General features: G+C 62.1%; 15 protein-coding genes. 8 read left to right on the forward strand and 7 right to left on the reverse strand.

Features of this window, described 5'->3' with window-relative positions; translation table 11 throughout:
* The first annotated feature begins 46 nt into the window (after nucleotides 1-46).
* On the forward strand, nucleotides 47-1,186 hold the full coding sequence (locus tag ACQ4WZ_RS14120) for an HAF repeat-containing protein (RefSeq protein ID WP_436573714.1): 1,140 nt from the start codon (nucleotides 47-49) through the stop codon (nucleotides 1,184-1,186).
* A 64-nt stretch (nucleotides 1,187-1,250) separates the two neighbouring features.
* Here the strand turns inward: ACQ4WZ_RS14120 and rpoD are convergent, their stop codons facing one another.
* Nucleotides 1,251-3,800: an RNA polymerase sigma factor RpoD gene (gene rpoD, locus ACQ4WZ_RS14125; protein WP_133992722.1), complete on the reverse strand. Its 2,550-nt coding sequence runs from the start codon at nucleotides 3,798-3,800 to the stop codon at nucleotides 1,251-1,253.
* A 567-nt stretch (nucleotides 3,801-4,367) separates the two neighbouring features.
* On the opposite strand from rpoD, the gene ACQ4WZ_RS14130 reads away from it, so the two are divergent.
* From ACQ4WZ_RS14130 to ACQ4WZ_RS14140, 3 genes are read left to right on the forward strand one after another with little or no spacing between them, the layout of a single operon-like run.
* Nucleotides 4,368-4,877: a ProQ/FINO family protein gene (locus ACQ4WZ_RS14130; protein ID WP_436573715.1), complete on the forward strand. Its 510-nt coding sequence runs from the start codon at nucleotides 4,368-4,370 to the stop codon at nucleotides 4,875-4,877.
* A gap of 9 nt (nucleotides 4,878-4,886) precedes the next feature.
* Entirely contained in the window at nucleotides 4,887-5,528 is a 642-nt protein-coding gene (locus ACQ4WZ_RS14135; RefSeq protein ID WP_101480423.1) for a 3'-5' exonuclease, read from the forward strand.
* A 21-nt stretch (nucleotides 5,529-5,549) separates the two neighbouring features.
* Nucleotides 5,550-5,975 (forward strand): SMI1/KNR4 family protein, encoded by a 426-nt coding sequence (locus ACQ4WZ_RS14140; RefSeq protein WP_101480422.1) that lies wholly within the window; start codon nucleotides 5,550-5,552, stop codon nucleotides 5,973-5,975.
* 21 nt (nucleotides 5,976-5,996) lie between these two features.
* On the opposite strand, the gene ACQ4WZ_RS14145 is transcribed toward ACQ4WZ_RS14140, so the two are convergent.
* Nucleotides 5,997-6,344: a DUF4870 domain-containing protein gene (locus ACQ4WZ_RS14145; protein WP_208327750.1), complete on the reverse strand. Its 348-nt coding sequence runs from the start codon at nucleotides 6,342-6,344 to the stop codon at nucleotides 5,997-5,999.
* A 100-nt stretch (nucleotides 6,345-6,444) separates the two neighbouring features.
* Complete coding sequence (locus ACQ4WZ_RS14150) at nucleotides 6,445-7,857, reverse strand: aminotransferase-like domain-containing protein (RefSeq protein ID WP_436573716.1); 1,413 nt, start codon at nucleotides 7,855-7,857, stop codon at nucleotides 6,445-6,447.
* Nucleotides 7,858-8,007: 150 nt separating this feature from the next.
* Here ACQ4WZ_RS14150 and ACQ4WZ_RS14155 point away from each other — a divergent pair, with 150 nt between their 5' ends.
* Both ACQ4WZ_RS14155 and ACQ4WZ_RS14160 read left to right on the forward strand, forming a co-directional pair.
* Complete coding sequence (locus ACQ4WZ_RS14155) at nucleotides 8,008-8,736, forward strand: c-type cytochrome (protein ID WP_436573717.1); 729 nt, start codon at nucleotides 8,008-8,010, stop codon at nucleotides 8,734-8,736.
* On the forward strand, nucleotides 8,733-10,007 hold the full coding sequence (locus ACQ4WZ_RS14160; protein ID WP_436573718.1) for a c-type cytochrome: 1,275 nt from the start codon (nucleotides 8,733-8,735) through the stop codon (nucleotides 10,005-10,007). Before ACQ4WZ_RS14155 ends, ACQ4WZ_RS14160 begins: the two co-directional genes overlap by 4 nt.
* Before the next feature lie 52 nt (nucleotides 10,008-10,059).
* On the opposite strand, the gene ACQ4WZ_RS14165 is transcribed toward ACQ4WZ_RS14160, so the two are convergent.
* Nucleotides 10,060-10,695 (reverse strand): class I SAM-dependent rRNA methyltransferase, encoded by a 636-nt coding sequence (locus tag ACQ4WZ_RS14165; RefSeq protein ID WP_046682538.1) that lies wholly within the window; start codon nucleotides 10,693-10,695, stop codon nucleotides 10,060-10,062.
* A gap of 188 nt (nucleotides 10,696-10,883) precedes the next feature.
* Between ACQ4WZ_RS14165 and ACQ4WZ_RS14170 the strand changes: the two genes are divergently transcribed.
* Entirely contained in the window at nucleotides 10,884-11,672 is a 789-nt protein-coding gene (locus tag ACQ4WZ_RS14170) for a head GIN domain-containing protein (RefSeq protein WP_436573719.1), read from the forward strand.
* A gap of 60 nt (nucleotides 11,673-11,732) precedes the next feature.
* Here ACQ4WZ_RS14170 and ACQ4WZ_RS14175 read toward each other — a convergent pair whose 3' ends face one another.
* The 3 genes from ACQ4WZ_RS14175 to ACQ4WZ_RS14185 all read right to left on the reverse strand — a co-directional run bounded on the left by ACQ4WZ_RS14175 (nucleotide 11,733) and on the right by ACQ4WZ_RS14185 (nucleotide 13,542).
* Entirely contained in the window at nucleotides 11,733-12,275 is a 543-nt protein-coding gene (locus ACQ4WZ_RS14175; RefSeq protein ID WP_034758748.1) for a YaeQ family protein, read from the reverse strand.
* A gap of 50 nt (nucleotides 12,276-12,325) precedes the next feature.
* Nucleotides 12,326-13,195 carry a formyltetrahydrofolate deformylase gene (gene purU, locus ACQ4WZ_RS14180; protein ID WP_133992736.1) on the reverse strand — a complete coding sequence of 290 codons (870 nt, stop codon included), beginning with the start codon at nucleotides 13,193-13,195 and terminating at the stop codon, nucleotides 12,326-12,328.
* 164 nt (nucleotides 13,196-13,359) lie between these two features.
* Nucleotides 13,360-13,542: a hypothetical protein gene (locus ACQ4WZ_RS14185; RefSeq protein ID WP_166674834.1), complete on the reverse strand. Its 183-nt coding sequence runs from the start codon at nucleotides 13,540-13,542 to the stop codon at nucleotides 13,360-13,362.
* Here ACQ4WZ_RS14185 and ACQ4WZ_RS14190 point away from each other — a divergent pair.
* A complete protein-coding gene (locus ACQ4WZ_RS14190) occupies nucleotides 13,541-14,053 on the forward strand; it encodes a phasin family protein (RefSeq protein WP_436573720.1) in 513 nt (170 codons plus the stop codon). The genes ACQ4WZ_RS14185 and ACQ4WZ_RS14190 overlap by 2 nt on opposite strands.
* Nucleotides 14,054-14,081 lie beyond the last annotated feature (28 nt).

A 14,081-nucleotide genomic window follows, 5' to 3' on the forward strand; every position in this document is an offset into this window, starting at 1 on the left:
TGCAGCATAAAAAAGTATAGTAAGTTTTTTCTATGAGGAAACTATCATGCTGCTACGGTTCCCCTGCCTCCCTGCCACAGTGCTCGGCCTATTCCTTCTGGCCACCGTCCCCGCTGCCAGCGCCACCATCTATGCCGAACACGGCTTTGGTGAAAAAGATGGCAATGGCAGCATCGCGTCCGACCTGAACCCGGCCGGCCTGGTGGCCGGCATCATCATGGAAGCAGAAGGACGACGCCGCGCCGTGACGTATCAGCATGGCCGCATCCGCGAGCTGGGCACCCTGGGCGGCAATGAAGGTTTCACCAAGGCCATCAATACCCATGGCGTGGTGGTGGGCTCGGCACAAACGCCCAGTGGCGCCTGGCATGCATTCCGCTTTGAAGAAGCGGGCGGCATGCGCGACCTGGGCACCCTGGGCGGCACCAGCAGCTATGCCACGGCCATCACGCGCGACGGCCAGGTGGCCGGCTATGCCGATACCAGCGACGGCGATTTCCACGCCTTTGTCACGAAAGCCGACCACAGCCTGCAGGACCTGGGCACCCTGGGCGGTGCCAGCAGCTATGCCAGCGGTCTGAACCGGCATGGCGTGGTGGTGGGCACGGCGCAGCGGGGCGATGGCTACCGCCGCGCCTTCGTCTACCGTCCCGGCGCGGGCATGCAGGAAATCGGCACCCTGCCCGGCGGACGCATCAGCTCGGCCACCGCCATCAATGACGCGGGCCTGGTCGTGGGCGCCTCGGAAACGGAAAAACGCCGCTGGCACGCCTTTGCCTGGGATGGCAAGCGCATGCTCGACCTGGGCGCCATGATCGGCCAGGGCGATAGCTACGCCACGGCAGTCAACGCGGCCGGACATATCGTCGGCAGCGTCAACATCAACGGCTTTGAACCGATGACCTTTGTCTACAAGGAAGGCGTGATGACGGTGCGCCGCCGCGACGATGGCCTGTACCTGACCAACAAGATCACGGACGCCGGCCTGGTGGTGGGCGCCATCTATACGGGGCATAAATTCCAGGCCTTCGCCGTGCCATCGCAAGCGGCTCCCGCACCACACCGCAGCAACCCATTGGACTGGCTGGTCATCACCATCCTCATCTCCGCCAGCGGCGTGGTGCTGTACAAATTGCAGCACAACTATCGCATGGGCCTGCTGGGAGAGCGCACGCGTTTTATGTAGACAAGGCATGCTACAGGCGTAAAAAAAGAGGCTTGCGCCTCTTTTTTGTGTGCTTGCCCTACGCTTAATTTTGCGTCAGGAAAGTCTTCAGCTTGTCCGAACGCGAAGGCTGGCGCAGCTTGCTCATGGCTTTCGCTTCGATCTGGCGGATACGCTCGCGCGTCACGTCGAACTGCTTGCCCACTTCTTCCAGCGTATGGTCGTTCGACATTTCCACGCCGTAACGCATGCGCAGCACTTTCGCTTCGCGCGGCGTCAGCGAATCGAGCACTTCCTTGATCACGTTGCGCATCGACGCGTGCAACGCGGCGTCCAGCGGTGCCAGGGTGGTGTTGTCTTCGATGAAGTCGCCCAGTTGCGAATCGCCATCTTCGCCCATCGGCGTTTCCATGGAAATCGGCTCCTTGGCGATCTTCATGATCTCGCGCACCTTGTTTTCCGGCATTTCCATCTTGACGGCCAGGGTCGCCAGGTCCGGCTCGCTGCCCGTTTCCTGCATGATCTGGCGCGAGATGCGGTTCATCTTGTTGATCGTTTCGATCATGTGCACCGGCACACGGATGGTGCGGGCCATGTCGGCGATCGAACGCGTGATGGCCTGGCGGATCCACCAGGTGGCGTAGGTCGAGAACTTGTAGCCGCGGCGGTATTCGAATTTATCGACCGCCTTCAGCAGACCGATGTTGCCTTCCTGGATCAGATCGAGGAATTGCAAGCCGCGGTTGATGTATTTCTTGGCGATCGAGATGACCAGACGCAAGTTGGCGACCGTCATTTCGCGTTTCGCGTGACGGGCGCGCTTTTCGCCTGCAGCCATCTGCTTGTTGATCTTGCGCAAGTCAGCCAATGGCAGGGCCACGCGCGCTTGCAGATCGATCATCTTCTTTTGCAGTTCCTTGACGGCAGGCACGTTGCGGCTGAGGATGGCGCTGTACGGATACTTGCAATCGACTTCGCGGTCGACCCATTCCAGGTCGCATTCATTGCCCGGGAATACCTTGATGAAGTGGGCGCGCGGCATGCCGCATTTGTTCACGCACAACTCCAGCACGGCGCGCTCGATGTGGCGCACTTCTTCCATCTGGCCGCGCAGGGTGTCGCACAGCTTTTCCACGACCTTGGCCGTGAAGCGAATGCCCAGCAATTCCTGCGAAATGGCTTCCTGCGCCTTGATGTAGGCTTTCGAGTTGTAACCCTCGGGCGCCTTGCGCATCTTGTCGTACTGCGTCGAAATGACGTTGAATTTCTCCAAGGCATTCTTTTTCAGCTGCGCCAACTGTTCGCTGGAGAAACCGGCCGCGCCGCCATTGGCGTCGCCATCTTCTTCCTCGGCTTCTTCTTCCTCTTCCTCGTCGTCACCGCTGGCGGCGGCAGGTGCGGCGGCAACGGCAGGCGCCGGGGCATTGCTTTCATTCAAATCCACGAAGCCATCGACCACTTCATCGACCTTGATTTCATCGCGTGCGATTTTTTGCGACAGCGCAACGATTTCGCCGATGGTGGTGGGGCAGGCGGAAATCGCCTGGATCATGTCTTTCAGGCCGCCTTCGATGCGCTTGGCGATCTCGATCTCGCCTTCGCGCGTCAGCAGCGCCACGGCGCCCATTTCACGCATGTACATGCGCACGGGGTCGGTGGTGCGGCCGAAGTCGGAGTCGACCGTCGACAGGGCGGTAGCGGCAGCCGCTTCCACTTCATCGTCGCTGGTGACAGTGGCGACGTTGTCGGTCAACAACAAGCTTTCCGCGTCAGGGGCGCGCTCGTAGACGGCGATGCCCATGTCGTTGAAAGTGGCGATGATGCCTTCGATCGCTTCCGGATCGATGATGTTTTCCGGCAATTGGTCATTGATCTCGGCATAGGTAAGGAAACCGCGTTCCTTGCCCATATTGATCAAGCCCGTGATCTGCTTGCGGCGGCGTTCCAGGTCCGCTGCCGAGGCTTCCGGATCACCGAGCGCGTCCGCCAGGCCGCCCTTGGCCTTGCGGTCGCGCGCTTTCGACACGGCCTTCAGTTCGGCGCGCTCGACGGCGTTCAGTGCTGCCACTTCATCGTTTTCCGGCGTGAATTCGCTTGGTTTGCGGCCACGGCGGCCCGGCACCTTGACGGTCGGCAAGAAGTAATTCGAGGTATCGATGGCAGCCAGGGCATCGGCGTCCGTCGTCTTGCTGACCACTTGCGCGCCGGTAATGATGGTCACGGGCGCCGCTTCGGGCTTGGCGCGCACGACTTTCGAACGGGCTGCCGTCACCACTTTATTCGTGGCGGCGCTTTCGCTGACCTTGCGTGGCGCAGGCGCCACCTTGGCGCCTGGGGCCACTTTGACGCTCGGCGTTTTGACTGCTGCGGCGTCGGCGACCTCGGCAACGGCCTCGGCGGCCGGTACGGCAACGGAGGCTTCCGCAGCCAACTCGGCCGGTGGCACGGCAGCGAGACGCGAACGGCTTTTCTTGACCACGGTGACGACGGTGGGCGCCGTCGTGACGGTGGCTTCCGGATTCGCTTGCGCATTATCGATGAAGTAAGATAAAGTCGTTTTGGGTACGGCAAGTGGCGCCGCAGCTGGGCGTGGCGCCTTGGCGGACAACGTTAAAGTTTTTGGCGTATTCTTCATGAGATATCTCTTAATGCGAGACCAGATGGTGTCGGCGCGAAGTGAATGATTCCACCTAAGCCTGCGAAACCGGACTCGATGGAGCGTGTTGTTGCGGCTGCCGTCAAAGGCAGCGGCGCCTGTCTATCGGGGCGCTCAAAGCCCGCGCATCCCGCAACGAGAGCGGCGGGGCCGAAGCCGGATCAGATAAATAAGCGATGTACATTGCGGAATGAAAAAAAGCCCGTACCAGAACGGGCTTGAATCTATTGTTGTTCAGTGAAGACACAGCGGAGAGCAAGATTATGCACGAAGGCCAGTTATCTGGATAATTGATAAGCAAAATATCTGATATCAAAAATATCAATAATGATGGCCCTGCACCGCACTGCTCCTATCCCCTGCACACCTGAGCCAGACCGTCAAATACGGGGTCCAGTCATCAGCGCAAGCCGACATTATACACATTTCCCGCATTTCGCGCTGCGCACACTGTAGTCCGGGCCCGCTTATCTCTGTGCAAGTTGCCAAAAAAGACAATGCACTTGCCTGTGGCGCGTGCTATGCTCCCCTTTTATAGCCCAACCAATGATGTCGATGACCAGCTCCACGCCAGACCAGCAAGCCACCACTCCTGACACGCCAGTCGATGCAGCCCCAGCGGCGGCACCGGCCGCAGCAACCACGCCGGCACCTGCCGGCCTGACCGCGCGCGCCCTGCTGAAGCAGTTCCAGGAGCAATTCCCGCCATTCCGCGATTGCCTGCCCTTGTCGATCGGTATCGACAAGCAGATCCTGGCGTGCCTGCCAGATCTGGACCGCAAGCTGATGCGCACGGCGCTGGGCATCCACACGGGTTCGCTGCGCTACCTGCGCGTGATGGAAAAAGCCAAGATCCGCTACGACCTCGACGGCACCGCCGGCGCGGAAGTGACGCAAACCCACCGCGACCACGCCACGCAAGTACTGCAGCAGCGCTTCAAGAAGGAAGCCGAGCGCAAGAAAGCCGAGCGCGACGCGGCTGCCGCCGAAGAAGCGAACCGTTTGCGCCTGGAAAAACTGAATCAGCTGACCGCGAAATTCTCGCGCAAAGGTTGATCCGGTTTCATGGATACAGCTGCCGCACCGCCATTGCCCCCCTATCAAGGCATTGCACTCGACCATGTCAAGCTGGTACGCACCAGTGACGACGCCAGGGCAGCCATGGCCGCCCTGCTGGCAGCGGACGCCATCGGCTTCGATACGGAATCGAAGCCGACGTTCGTCAAGGGCGAGTCCTCCACGGGGCCACACCTGATCCAGCTGGCCACCGACGAGATTGCCTACCTGTTCCAGGTGGGCGCCACGCCGCCCCTGGCCGAACTGAAAGCCATCCTCGAATCAACCACGACCCTGAAGGTGGGCTTTGGCCTGTCCGACGACGTCAAGCGCCTGCGCAACAAGCTGGGAATTGTTCCAGCGCAAGTGCTGGACCTGTCTGTCGCCCTGCGCGGCGGCCAGCGCAACGATCTGGGCGCCAAGACGGCCGTGGCCAAATTCTTCGGCCTGCACCTGCAGAAGTCGAAAAAGATCTCCACCACCAACTGGGCTACGTCGCGCCTGACGGAAAAGCAGATCCTGTATGCCGCCGACGATGCGCAAGTGGCCCTGCGCGTGTACCGCCGCTGGATCGCCGACGGTGGCAAGGTAGCGCCACAAAAAGCGCCGCGTGCCAGCACGCCACCGGCCACGCCGCCTATTACCGCCTGAGCCGGCGCGCCGCCCTGCAGCATGAGCAAGAACAAATCCATCGGCACCAGCCTGGCAGCGATCACCGCTGCCGAACAGACGCTGGGACGCCTACTGCCCGCGTCCTACGTGCAATGGTTACTGGAAAACAATGGCCGCGCGCTGGGCGCCTTGAACGTGTTTCCCGTCTACGACGCGAACTGTGCGCGCAAGACCTGGGAATCGATAACACGCCACTACAACACAAGCTGGCAGGAATGGCTGGAGAATGTGGATGGCGGCAACGATGCGGGTGAGCTGCTGCCCTTTGCCCAGTTCGGCACCGGCGACTATTACTGCTTTGACTATGCGCAAACGGGGCCGAGCGGTGAAGCAGTGGTCGTGCTGTGGTCGCACGAAACAGGCGCCACCAGCTCGGTGGCGCCCGACTTTGCCGCATTCCTGGCACTGCCCGGCCGCCCGGGCTGAAACCCGGCAGCCAGCACAACCTTATTTGACGAGGCGCAAGGTCAATGGATAACGGTAAGTGATGCCATTGCTGGCTTTGACTGCCGCGACGATCGAGCACACCAGGTTGGCCAGCGCCACCACCCAGAACAGGAACAGGCCAATCAGCACGAACGACAGGATGAAGCAGGCGAAATACCAGATGATCAGGGTGATCTGGAAATTCAGCGCTTCGCGGGCGTTCTCGGCCGAGAATTTATCCGCATCATCTTTCTTGATCAAATAAATGATCAGCGGCGCCACCCAACTGGTGAACAGGCCGCCAACGTGGGACAGGATGGCCAGCGTCGTATCTTGCGTACGAGCCACTTCCGGCTGCATGTTATCCATTATTATTCCCATCATTAGTTATAGATACACCAATATAACAGTAATATTTCTTTTTGAAATGAAACACTTGCTGGCGCAAGGGACTTTTTTTCACGCGCCCCTATGCCGCCGCCAGCGCCAGCCGCCCAAGGGTAGCGATGGCCTCTTCCAGCTGCGGACTCCACGGGTGGCCGTAATTGAGGCGGATACAGTGGCGAAACGCGCGCGTGGCGGAAAAAATGGGGCCGGGCGCGATGCTGATGCCTGCCGCCAGCGCGCTGCGGTGCAAGGCCAGCGCATCGACGCCGGCAGGCATTTCCACCCAGACAAAATAACCGCCCTGCGGCCGAGTGACCCGCGTGCCGCGCGGAAAATGCACGGCGATGGCTTGCAGCATGGTGTTTTGCTGTGCCGCCAACGTCAGCCGGAGCTGGCGCAAATGGCGGTCGTAGCCACCTTGCGCCAGGTAATCGGCCAGTGCCATCTGTAGCGGGATCGGCGCCGACAGGCTGGTGGTCAGTTTCAAGCGCTCGACCTGGCGCGCGTAGCGGCCCGCCACGGCCCAACCCAGGCGGAAGCCGGGCGCCAGGGTCTTGGAGAACGAACTGCAATGCATGACGAGGCCAGCGCTGTCATGGCTTTTCGTCAGGCCCGGGCGCTGCTTGCCAAAATACAACTCACCATACACATCATCTTCGATCAGCGGCACGCCATGGCGCGCCAGCAGTTCCACCAGCGCACGCTTCTTTTCCGGCGGCATCAGGCTGCCCAGGGGATTCTGGAAACTCGTCATCAGCCAGCACGCCTTGGGCTGGTGGCGCTGCAACAACTCTTCCAGCGCCGCCAGATCGACGCCCTCACGCGGGCTGGTGGCGATCTCGACGGCCTTGAGTTCCAGCCGCTCCAGCGCCTGCAGGCAGGCATAAAAGCTGGGTGACTCGATCAGCACCGTGTCGCCGGGCCGCGTGACGGCTTGCAGGCACAGGTTCAGCGCCTCCAGCGCGCCATTCGTGATGACGATGTCCTCGCTGGAGACGAGCACGCCGTCAAGCTGATAGCGCAGGGCGATCTGGCGGCGCAATTCTGCATTGCCCAGGGATAAATCCGTAACCGTGCTCCACGGGTCGAGGCGGCGCATGCTGGCCGAAACGGCCCGCGCCAGCCGTTCCATCGGGAACAGATGGGGGCTGGGAAAGGCCGAGCCGAAGGGCACGATATCGCGCGCACCGACGGCGCCCAGCACCTCGAAGACGAGGTCGCTGACATCGACGGTGGTGCTGGCGTCGAGCGGGCGCGAACTGTCCGGCTCGGGCGCCAGCGCGGCGCGCTGCGGCGCCACGTAATAGCCGGAGCGGGGACGCGAGACGATCATGCCGCGCGCTTCGAGCAAATAATACGCCTGGAACACCGTCGACGGGCTCACGCCCCTGCGCGCATGCTGCTGGCGCACGGAGGGCAATTTATCACCTGGCAGCAACAACTGCGTGCTGATCATGGCGGCAACTTCTTCCGCCAATTCCTCATATCGTTTCAACCCTGCTCCTCAAACTGATCCGTAGTTTTATTGCACAACTGATCCTGTCACAATGACAGTGCCCGGTATATGCTAGGGTAACAACATCCGGGCAGCAACACCGGCATATCACCGACCGACGAGACAGCTTATTTTCCCATGCGACTTTCCATGCTACTGCATTCTCCCCTCGTGCTGGTGCTGGTCCTGGCCAGCACCTTGCCCCGCATGGCGGAGGCCGCACCGGCCACCCTGCCAGCGGGCCACGACAGCCTGGAACAGCGCATCAAGGCCTGCACGGCCTGTCATGCGCAAAAAGAGCGCCATGACGCCTTTTTCCCCCGCATCGCCGGCAAGCCGGCCGGCTACCTGTACAACCAGCTGCTCAATTTCCGCGAGGGAAGGCGCCAGTATCCGATGATGAATTACATGGTCGAGCACTTGCCGGACGATTACCTGCGCGAGATCGCCGACTATTTTGCGGCGCAGCACCCTGCCCCGCCGCCGGCCCAGCCCAGCAGCGCCGGCACGACGGCCCTGGCGCGGGGCAAGCAACTGGTGCTGCTAGGCGATAGCGCGAAAAAAATCCCGGCCTGCATCGCCTGCCATGGCCAGCAACTGGCTGGCGTGGCGCCTGCCATTCCCGGCTTGCTGGGCTTGCCGCGCGACTACATCAACGCCCAGCTGGGCGCCTGGAAGAACGGCATCCGCCGCGCCCATGCGCCCGACTGCATGGCGCAGGTAGCGCAGCGCCTGTCGGACGCGGACGTGGGTGCCGTCTCGGCCTGGCTCGGCACGCAGGTGGCCAGCGCCGATGCGCGTCCCGCCAGCAGCATTGCCCTGCCCTTGCACCTGCACTGCGGCGGCGTGCCAGGCTCCGGCGCGCAGGTGGCGCCATGAAAAAATGGATGATCGCGGCCGGCCTGGTGCTGATCGCTGGCGGCAGCGCCAAATTCCTGCTGTACCCGGATGACGACATCGGCCCGCCCGCCGTTGCCAGCACCCTGAGCCAGCAGCAGCTGGTCGCGCGCGGCGCCTACCTGGCCAAGGCGGGCGACTGCATGGCATGCCACACGACACGGGGCGGCGTGCCGTACGCTGGCGGACGGACCTTGCAGACGCCGTTCGGCAAAGTGCTCTCGCCCAACATCACGGCCGACAGGGAAACGGGCATCGGCAGCTGGACGGCCGACGATTTCTGGCGCGCCATCCACAACGGCAAGTCGAAAGATGGCCGTTTGCTGTACCCGGCCTTTCCCTACACCAGCTACACCAAGGTGCGGCGCGAAGACAGCGACGCCCTGTACGCGTACTTCCAGAGCGTGCCGCCGCACAGGCAGGCAAACGCGCCGCACGCGCTGCGCTTCCCCTACAACCAGCAAATCGCGCTGGCCGCCTGGCGCGCGCTGTACTTCAAGCCGGGCGTGTACCAGCCGCTGACGACGCAAAGCATGGAATGGAACCGCGGCGCCTACCTGGTGCAGGGCCTGGGCCACTGCAGCGCCTGCCATAGCAGCCGCACCACCCTGGGCGGCAGCGACGACGGCCTGTCGGGCGGCCTGATCCCCGTGCTGGGCTGGTACGCACCTTCGCTGACGTCGGACGCGGAAGCGGGCCTCGGTGACTGGGACACGGCGCATATCGTGGAATTGCTGCAAACGGGCGTCTCGCCGCGCGCCACCGTCTTCGGCCCCATGGCCGAGGTGGTGCGGCAAAGCTTGCAATACATGGGCACCACCGACCTGCAAGCGATGGCCGTGTACCTGAAAAGCTTGCCCGGCCCGGCGCAGGCGGCGCCACGGGCGCCGCGCGAGACATCGGAACAAGCAAGGCAGCAACTGGCGCTGGGCGCAAAACTGTATGAAGCGCAATGCGCAAGCTGCCACCAGGCCGACGGCAAGGGCGTGCCGCCCGGCTACCCGCCGCTGGCCGGCAACCGCGCGCTGACGACGGCCTCGGCCGTCAACGCCATCCGCCTGGTGCTCAACGGCGGTTTTGCGCCGGGGACAAGCGGCAACCCGCGCCCCTACGGCATGCCGCCGTTCGGCCCCGTCATGGATGACGCCGAGGTGGCAGCCGTGGTGACGTATCTGCGCGCTTCCTGGGGCAATGACGCGCCGGCGGTGTCTGCGCTGGAAGTCAATAAATACCGCAGCGTGCCGCTGGAGTAGCAGGCATGAAAAAGCCGGCTCGCGCCGGCTTTTTCATGAACCACAGCAATTCTCAGCGAAACTTGCTCTTGTGCCCCGTCTTCAAATCCAGCGCATAGCGCACGCCGTTGTCCGTCAGCATGACTTCATCGGGCGGCTCTTCGCCGGCCAGGGCGCCGTCGATCAGGGGCAAGCCTTCGCCCTTGCGCATCAAGTCGTCGCAACGCTCATACACGTTCACGCAGCCCGTGGACGCCATCAGCGATTGCACGATGGCCACTTTCCACGCATCGACGCCACCGGCATTGAATTCGCAGATCAGATAGCCTTGCACGCCGCCAAACAGCTGCACCACCAGGCCCGGCAAGCCCTCGTCTTCGCCCTTGATCAGGGTCAACAGCTGGTTCTCGCCCGCCTTCTTGATGGCCGGCAGCTTTTTCTCGATGGCGGCCTTGACCCTGCGCTTGATCAGCGCGTGGTCGACCGGTTCGTCTTCCTTGAAGCTCCAGATGCGCGCGCGGATCTGCGACTTCGAATTGTAGGCGGCGCGGGCGATGAACTGCTTGGCCGAGCTTTGCACGATGGCCGTCGAGCCGGGCTTCATTTTTTCCTGCGGCTTGCCTTCGACTTTTTCAATCGCGGACGCGTAAATCCACGATTGGCCCAGCAAGCTCTTTTCCTTGCCCTGTTTGATGGTGATGATCAGCATGTAATTCCAGTAGTGTGGCCGGCGCGTGCCGGTCGTCGTATGTCCAATACCCGCATGATACCTCATGCCATCCTGTCGCATCCTCCCGCATTCTGTGCCGCCGCTGCCGCAGTCTGTCGCAGCACGGTACGCAGGCACCACCGGCTGGCATACCATGCAGGCAGTCCAATTCAAAACAGGGAGCAAGAATGACACAGCCACTTTTCCACCTGCGCCACCGCCGCCACGCTGGCGCCGCCCTGCTGCTGGCCGTCTGCGCCCTGGCCATCCCGGCGGCGCCGGCGCTGGCGTCGCCGCTCGACTGGATCTCCAGCAACGGTATCCAGGGCAGCGGCAAGCTGCAAAAACAGACGCGCGAAGTGGGCAGCTTCCATGGCGTGGCGCTGAATGTGCAGGGCACGGTCGAATTGCGCATTGGCAACACGGACAGCATCACCATCGAGGCCGACGACAATATCCTGCCGCTGATCGAAACGGTGGTGGAAAACGGCACCCTGCGCATCCGCCCCGCCAGGCGCAATACGTTTTTCCGCCAGAGCAACCTGACCATCGTCATCCAGGCGCGCCAGGTGGAGCGCATCAGCGTGGGCGGCTCGGGCAGCATCACGGCGACGGGCTTGCGCGCCGACAATCTGCGCTTCGACGTGGGCGGCTCCGGTTCCATCAACGCGCGCGATCTCGACAGCCGCCAGGTGGCCGTGGCCATCGGCGGCAGCGGCAACTTCAAGGCCAGCGGCAAGACGGAGCAACTGACGGCATCGATCGGCGGCTCGGGCAATATCCAGGCGGGCCGCCTGGCCGCGCGTGAGGTGCAGGTAAGCATCGGCGGCTCGGGCGAGGCGGAAGTGTGGGCCAAGGACGACTTGACCATCAGCATAGGCGGCTCGGGCGAGGTGAGCTACTACGGCGATCCGCGCATCAGCCGCAGCATGCAACGCTCCAGCAGCATCAAGCGCCTGGGCAGCGCGCCGAATTAAGCGCCTGCAATGACAAAAGCCCGGATCGCTCCGGGCTTTTGGCGTTTCTAACGGTCAGAATCAGCGCGCCGGCTTCACCGGTTCGCGGTCGATCAAGACCGTGTTGACGCTGTCGGTCAGCCAGATCTGGCCATCCTGGATCGTGCATTGCAACTGCATGTTGCGCTGCGCCAGCTTGCTCATGTCTTGCGCCGCCTCGGATGGCAGGTTGATTACGGTCAAGTTCTTCGCCCGTTCCAGTTTGTTCGCGATTTGCTTCCACCAGATATGGCTGGTTGCGCCATAGCTGTAGACGATCACTTGTTCCGAACGCCCGCACGCCTTCAGGATACGCTTTTCGTCGGGCTGGCCCACTTCAATCCACAGCTGGATGGCGCCCGTCAGGTCTTTCTGCCACAGGTCGGGTTCTTCCGTATCGAACAAGCCCTTGGTGAAAGTCAGCGCCTCGTCGGCGTGGATGGCGAACGCCAGCAGGCGCACCATCATGCGCTCGTCCGTTTCTGACGGGTGGCGTGCCAGGGTCAGCGCGTGATCCTGGTAATAGTTACGGTCCATGTCGGCGATCTGCAGATCGGCTTTGAAAATTGTTGCTTTAAGGGCCATCGTGTTTCTGTCTCGGTAAAGTGGGTGTCAATATTGTACGGGCGACGGTATCAGCGGAACACTACCGTCTTGTCGCCATTTTTAAGGATGCGGTGTTCGACGAACCATTTCACGGCGCGCGCCAGCACCACGCACTCGACGTCGCGGCCGATGGCCGTCAGCGTTTCGGCATCCATCGCATGGTCGACGCGCTCGACATCCTGCTCGATGATCGGGCCTTCATCCAGGTCGCCCGTGACGAAATGGGCCGTCGCGCCGATCAGCTTGACGCCGCGCAAGTGCGCCTGCGCATACGGCTTGGCGCCCTTGAAGCTGGGCAGGAAAGAATGGTGAATATTGATGGCGCGGCCGTCGAGCGCCTGGCACAGGCCGGGCGACAGGATCTGCATGTAGCGCGCCAGCACCACCAGGTCGATCTTGTGCGTGTCCATCAAGTCGATGATCTTCGCTTCCTGCGCCAGCTTGGCCGCTTCCGGCGCGCCAGCCGCCAGCGGCAGGTGGTGGAAGGGAATATTGTAGCTGGCCGCCAGCTGGTAGAACTCCATGTGGTTCGATACGATGGCGGGGATTTCCACGTTCAGCAAGCCGCTCTTGTAGCGGAACAGCAAATCGTTCAGGCAGTGACCAATCTTCGACACCATCAGCATGACGCGCGGCTTGACGCGCGCATCGTGTAATTGGCCATTGAGCTGCATGGCTTGCGACAGGTCGGCGAAGTCGCTGCGCAACTGGGCGTCGCTGATGGCGCCGTCTTCGAGCGCGAAATGCACGCGCATGAAGAACAGCTGGGACTCCTGGTCGCCGAACTGGGCGGAATCGATGATGTTGCAGCCGTGTTCGGCCAGGAAGCCGGATACGCGGTGCACGATGCCGCGCTGGTCCAGGCAGGACAGGGTCAGGATGTATTCGGGATGCGTCATGGTCGCGGAATAAGGCAAAAAAGGTGGTCTATGCTCGGCTCAGCCACGCGCGCCGGCCATCGGCTGCGCTGCCGCGAGCTAGCTATTGTCGCACGGCAGGGCCTGTAAGCCAGCATTTTCCACACAAGCAGCATGACTGCCAGCGCTGGCAAGACGATTGTCGTTCATTTGATCTGGCACAAAGTCATCGCGATTTTCCACCTGCCAGCTGCCATTTCCGGGCTAAACGGGCATCCGGCGTGGAACCTGGCACGCCATTCGGCGTCTATCTCTTTGCTTGTCTCCGCATACGTCGCATCCGGTGCGCCGGGTGTTTCCTGGATCAGCTTTTCATTGAGGTAGAACATGTCCACAAACAGTCTCCCCCCAAGTCCCATCCCCGCCCTGAAGTCCCATCTGGAGGCCCAGTGCAATTTCGCCACAGACCTATCGCGCAAGCTGTTCGACACGGCGCAGCAACTGAGCGAGCTCAATCTGCGGCTGGCGAAAGACCTGCTGCAGGAGTGGATCAGCGCCAGCCAGCAACTGCTGTGCGCGCGCGACACGGGCGAGTTCATGTCGCTGGCCGCTGCCCAATTCCAGCCGGGCAGCAACAAACTACGCCAATACCAGCAGCGACTCGGCAATCTCGTCGCCAGTGCCAATGTCGAGATGAACCAAACGGCACAGTATCACCTGCCCGAAGCGAGCCGCACAGCCGTGGCCTTTGCTGACGAAGTGGCGCGCAAGACAGCGGCAGAAACGGAAAAGGCCACGCAGCGCCAGCGCGACATGATCGAGAAAATGCACGCCATGGAGCACCGCGATGGCGCGGGCCACAGCGGCGATACCAGCAGGCAATCCGATCAGGTGCATTGAGCACTTGAATTGAACACCAGACCCCACC

Source organism: Janthinobacterium darwini, from assembly GCF_051380905.1.
Taxonomy (GTDB): Bacteria; Pseudomonadota; Gammaproteobacteria; order Burkholderiales; family Burkholderiaceae_D; genus Janthinobacterium.

Bases quoted from the DNA above. Each gene is read 5' to 3' on its own strand.
- ACQ4WZ_RS14175 (WP_034758748.1), bottom strand. From the start codon at position 12,275: ATGGCCCTTAAAGCAACAATTTTCAAAGCCGATCTGCAGATCGCCGAC.
- ACQ4WZ_RS14170 (WP_436573719.1), top strand. From the start codon at position 10,884: ATGACACAGCCACTTTTCCACCTGCGCCACCGCCGCCACGCTGGCGCC.
- ACQ4WZ_RS14190 (WP_436573720.1), top strand. From the start codon at position 13,541: ATGTCCACAAACAGTCTCCCCCCAAGTCCCATCCCCGCCCTGAAGTCC.
- ACQ4WZ_RS14120 (WP_436573714.1), top strand. From the start codon at position 47: ATGCTGCTACGGTTCCCCTGCCTCCCTGCCACAGTGCTCGGCCTATTC.
- ACQ4WZ_RS14135 (WP_101480423.1), top strand. From the start codon at position 4,887: ATGGATACAGCTGCCGCACCGCCATTGCCCCCCTATCAAGGCATTGCA.
- ACQ4WZ_RS14145 (WP_208327750.1), bottom strand. From the start codon at position 6,344: ATGGATAACATGCAGCCGGAAGTGGCTCGTACGCAAGATACGACGCTG.
- ACQ4WZ_RS14185 (WP_166674834.1), bottom strand. From the start codon at position 13,542: ATGTTCTACCTCAATGAAAAGCTGATCCAGGAAACACCCGGCGCACCG.
- ACQ4WZ_RS14140 (WP_101480422.1), top strand. From the start codon at position 5,550: ATGAGCAAGAACAAATCCATCGGCACCAGCCTGGCAGCGATCACCGCT.
- purU (WP_133992736.1), bottom strand. From the start codon at position 13,195: ATGACGCATCCCGAATACATCCTGACCCTGTCCTGCCTGGACCAGCGC.
- ACQ4WZ_RS14165 (WP_046682538.1), bottom strand. From the start codon at position 10,695: ATGCTGATCATCACCATCAAACAGGGCAAGGAAAAGAGCTTGCTGGGC.
- rpoD (WP_133992722.1), bottom strand. From the start codon at position 3,800: ATGAAGAATACGCCAAAAACTTTAACGTTGTCCGCCAAGGCGCCACGC.
- ACQ4WZ_RS14155 (WP_436573717.1), top strand. From the start codon at position 8,008: ATGCTACTGCATTCTCCCCTCGTGCTGGTGCTGGTCCTGGCCAGCACC.
- ACQ4WZ_RS14160 (WP_436573718.1), top strand. From the start codon at position 8,733: ATGAAAAAATGGATGATCGCGGCCGGCCTGGTGCTGATCGCTGGCGGC.
- ACQ4WZ_RS14130 (WP_436573715.1), top strand. From the start codon at position 4,368: ATGATGTCGATGACCAGCTCCACGCCAGACCAGCAAGCCACCACTCCT.